Origin of the sequence: Micromonospora sp. ALFpr18c (assembly GCF_008868155.1) — a bacterium.
Classification (GTDB): Bacteria; Actinomycetota; Actinomycetes; order Mycobacteriales; family Micromonosporaceae; genus Micromonospora.
Genome location: NZ_WBKR01000335.1, coordinates 1 through 3,396, shown reverse-complemented (window position 1 = coordinate 3,396; position 3,396 = coordinate 1). Strand labels below are relative to the sequence as shown.

The following is a 3,396-nucleotide window of genomic DNA, read 5'->3' as shown; positions in this document are numbered from 1 at the left end:
GCTCGGCTGCGCCGATGCGGCGGACCGGGCGGCCGCAGACCGGTTGGACGAGCTGGCCCGGGCGGCCCGCTCCGGCTGGGCGTCGCCGCCGCCACCGGGCCGGCCCGCGCCCGGTGCCACACCGGCCCTGGTGAGGGCCTGGTGGTCCGGGCTGACCCCGGCGCAGCGACGGTGGCTGGTCGGGCACGAACCGGCCCTGGTCGGCAGCCTGGACGGGGTGCCGGTGACCGCCCGCGACCAGGCGAACCGGCTGCGGCTCGACGTCCGGCGCGAGGAGCTGCTGGCCGAGCGTCGACGGTTGCTGGCCCGGGTGCCGCCGGGGCCGGTCGCGTCGCTGCGGCTGCGGGCGGTGGCGGCGAAGCTGGCCGGCCTGGACGCGCTCACCGAGCGACTGGCGGCCGGGGAGCCGCGGGCGTACCTGTTGGGGCTGGACCCGGCCGGTGAGGGCCGGGTGGTGGTGGCGCTCGGCGACCCGGACCACGCCGATCGGGTGCTGACCTACGTGCCGGGGATGACCGCCGGCCTGGACGACGCCCCCGGTGAGCTGGGTCGGGCGGCCCGCGTGTTGGACCGGTGCGCGGCGCTCGCCCCGGGCGAGCGCAGCGCGGCCGTGCTGTGGTTGGACTACGACGCTCCCGATTTCCTGACCGAGGCGGCCTCGGCCGAGCAGGCCCGGGACGCCGGCGGGGCGTTGCACCGCTTCCAGGAGGGCATGCGGGCCAGCCACGAGGGGCCACCAGCCCGGCAGACGGTGCTGGGGCACAGCTACGGGTCGCTGGTGGTGGGCGTGGCGGCCCGGGAGCACGGCCTGGCCGCCGACGCGCTGATGTTCGTCGGCTCACCGGGGGTCGGCGCGGCGCACGCCACCGAGTTGGGTGTTCCACCCGGGCAGGTCTGGGCGAGCAGCGCCCCCGACGACGTGATCCGGCTGGCCCGACCGGTCGACGAGCTGGGCCGGCGTGCCCTGCTCGGCGTGGCGCCGCTCGCCGCGGTGCTGGGCTGGCCCGACCGGAACGCGCACGAGTTGTGGTTCGGCCGCGACCCGGCCGACCCCGGCTTCGGTGGCCGGGTGTTCCCCAGTGGCCGCGGCGGGCACGCCGGTTACTGGGAGCCGGGCAACCCGGCGTTGGACGGGATGGCCCGCGTCGTGCTGGGCCGCTGACGGTCGAGCCCCGGCCACCACCTGTACGGGTGACCGGGGCTCGCAGCGACGGTGCTGGCTACTCGACGGTGACCGACTTGGCCAGGTTGCGGGGCTGGTCCACGTCGTGCCCCCGAGCGGCGGCGATCTCGGCGGCGAGCACCTGCAACGGCACCGTGGTGACCAGCGGAGCCAGCAGGGTGGGCGTACGCGGCACGTAGATCAGGTGGTCGGCGTACCGGACGACCGCCTCGTCACCCTCCTCCGCGATCACGATGGTCCGTGCGCCGCGCGCCCGGACCTCCTGGATGTTGGAGACGACCTTGTCGTGCAGCATGCCCCGGCCCACCGGCGAGGGCACCACGCAGATGACCGGGGTGCCCTTGTCGATCAGAGCGATCGGGCCGTGCTTCAGCTCACCGGCGGCGAAGCCCTCGGCGTGCATGTACGCCAACTCCTTGAGCTTCAGCGCGCCCTCCAGGGCCACCGGGTAGCCGACGTGCCGGCCGATGAAGAGCACCGTCGGTTCGGACTTCAGCTCCCGGGCCAGCTCGCGGACGGGCTCGATCCGGTCGAGCAGCTCGCGCAGCTTGCCGGGAATCTCCTGCAACTGGGCGACCACCGCGCCCACCTCGTCGGCGAACTTGATGCCACGCACCTGGGCCAGGTGCAGGCCGATCAGGTAGCAGGCGACGACCTGGGTGAGGAACGCCTTGGTGGAGGCGACGGCGATCTCCGGCCCGCCATGGGTGTAGAGCACGGCGTCCGACTCACGGGGGATGGTCGAGCCGTTGGTGTTGCAGATGGCCAGCACCCGGGCCTTCTGCTCCTTGGCGTGGCGCAGCGCCATCAGGGTGTCCATCGTCTCGCCGGACTGCGAGATGACCACGATCAGCGTGGACCGGTCGAGCACCGGGTCGCGATAGCGGAACTCGCTGGCCAGCTCCACCTCGCACGGGATCCGGGTCCAGTGCTCGATGGCGTACTTGGCGACCATGCCGGCGTGGTAGGCAGTGCCGCAGGCCACGATGAAGATCTTGTCGACGTCGCGCAGATCCTGGTCGCTGAGGCGGACCTCGTCGAGGGCGATCTCGCCGCTCTCGGTGAGCCGGCCCAGCAGCGTGTCGGCGATGGCCTGCGGCTGCTCCTCGATTTCCTTGAGCATGAACCAGTCGTAGCCGCCCTTCTCGGCGGCCGAGGAGTCCCAGTCGATGTGGAAGTCCTTGCCGGCGGCGGGCTGGCCGTCGAAGTCGGTGATCTCGATGCTGTCACCGGTGATCAGCACGATCTGGTCCTGGCCCAGCTCGACCGCTTCCCGGGTGTGCTCGATGAACGCGGCCACGTCGCTGGCCAGGTAGTTTTCACCGTCACCGCGGCCGACCACGAGGGGCGAGTTGCGCCGGGCGCCGACGACCGCGCCGGGCACGGCGGCGTCCACCGCGAGGAGGGTGAACGCGCCCTCCAGCCGCTGGCAGACCACCCGCATGCCGGCGGCGAGCAGCTGCGGGCTGTCCGGCTGGCCGGCGGCGCGCAGGTCGGCCAGCGCGGCGGAGAGCAGGTGGGCGGCGCACTCGGTGTCGGTGTCGCTGACGAACTGGACGCCGTCGGCCTCCAGCTCGGCGCGGAGCCGGGCGAAGTTCTCGATGATGCCGTTGTGGATCACCGCGACCCGGCCGTCGGGGGCGACGTGCGGGTGGGCGTTGCGGTCGGTCGGGCCGCCGTGGGTGGCCCAGCGGGTGTGCCCGATGCCAGTGGTGCCGTCACCGATGCCGATCGGGCTGGCCGCGCAGTCGTCGGGGTTGCCGGCGGCCCGCTCGGAGAGCACCTTCTCCAGGTTGGCCAGCTTGCCGGCCTTCTTCTCGGTCAGCAGCTGGTCGTCGCAGACGATCGCCACGCCCGCCGAGTCGTAGCCGCGGTATTCCAGCCGCCGCAGCCCGTCGAGCACGATCCCGAGTGCGGGGCGCGCGCCCGCGTATCCCACGATTCCACACATGGCCCGCAGCCTAACCCAGTTTCGCTCATCGTGGGTGCTCGAAAGTCGGCTAATCGAGCACGGGATCTGAGCGATCGGCACCTGGAGGGGCACAACGGGACGAGCGTCACAGGCCACGCGGCGCAGTGACCGGCGACGGGGTTGCGCCGAGACGCGGGGTTAGGACAGTCTCTCGGCGGGTTCGGCGCGTCCCTTCGATGGCCCGTTCGTCCCATACCCACTCCCGCCCGGAGCAGCCATGTCCGACGCGCCGAACCCGCCG

General features: G+C 73.1%; 2 protein-coding genes. One reads left to right on the top strand and one right to left on the bottom strand.

Annotated features, from left to right (window positions below; genetic code table 11):
• Window positions 1–1,162 (top strand): alpha/beta hydrolase (locus F8271_RS30625; protein ID WP_151493274.1); only part of this gene is annotated, 1,162 nt, incomplete at its 5' end.
• Between the two features lie 58 nt (window positions 1,163–1,220).
• On the opposite strand, the gene glmS is transcribed toward F8271_RS30625, so the two are convergent.
• Window positions 1,221–3,134: a glutamine--fructose-6-phosphate transaminase (isomerizing) gene (gene glmS / locus F8271_RS30620; protein WP_151493273.1), complete on the bottom strand. Its 1,914-nt coding sequence runs from the start codon at window positions 3,132–3,134 to the stop codon at window positions 1,221–1,223.
• Window positions 3,135–3,396: the final 262 nt, after the last annotated feature.

Coding starts and splice junctions, on each gene's coding strand:
- glmS (WP_151493273.1), bottom strand. CDS start 3,134: ATGTGTGGAATCGTGGGATACGCGGGCGCGCGCCCCGCACTCGGGATC.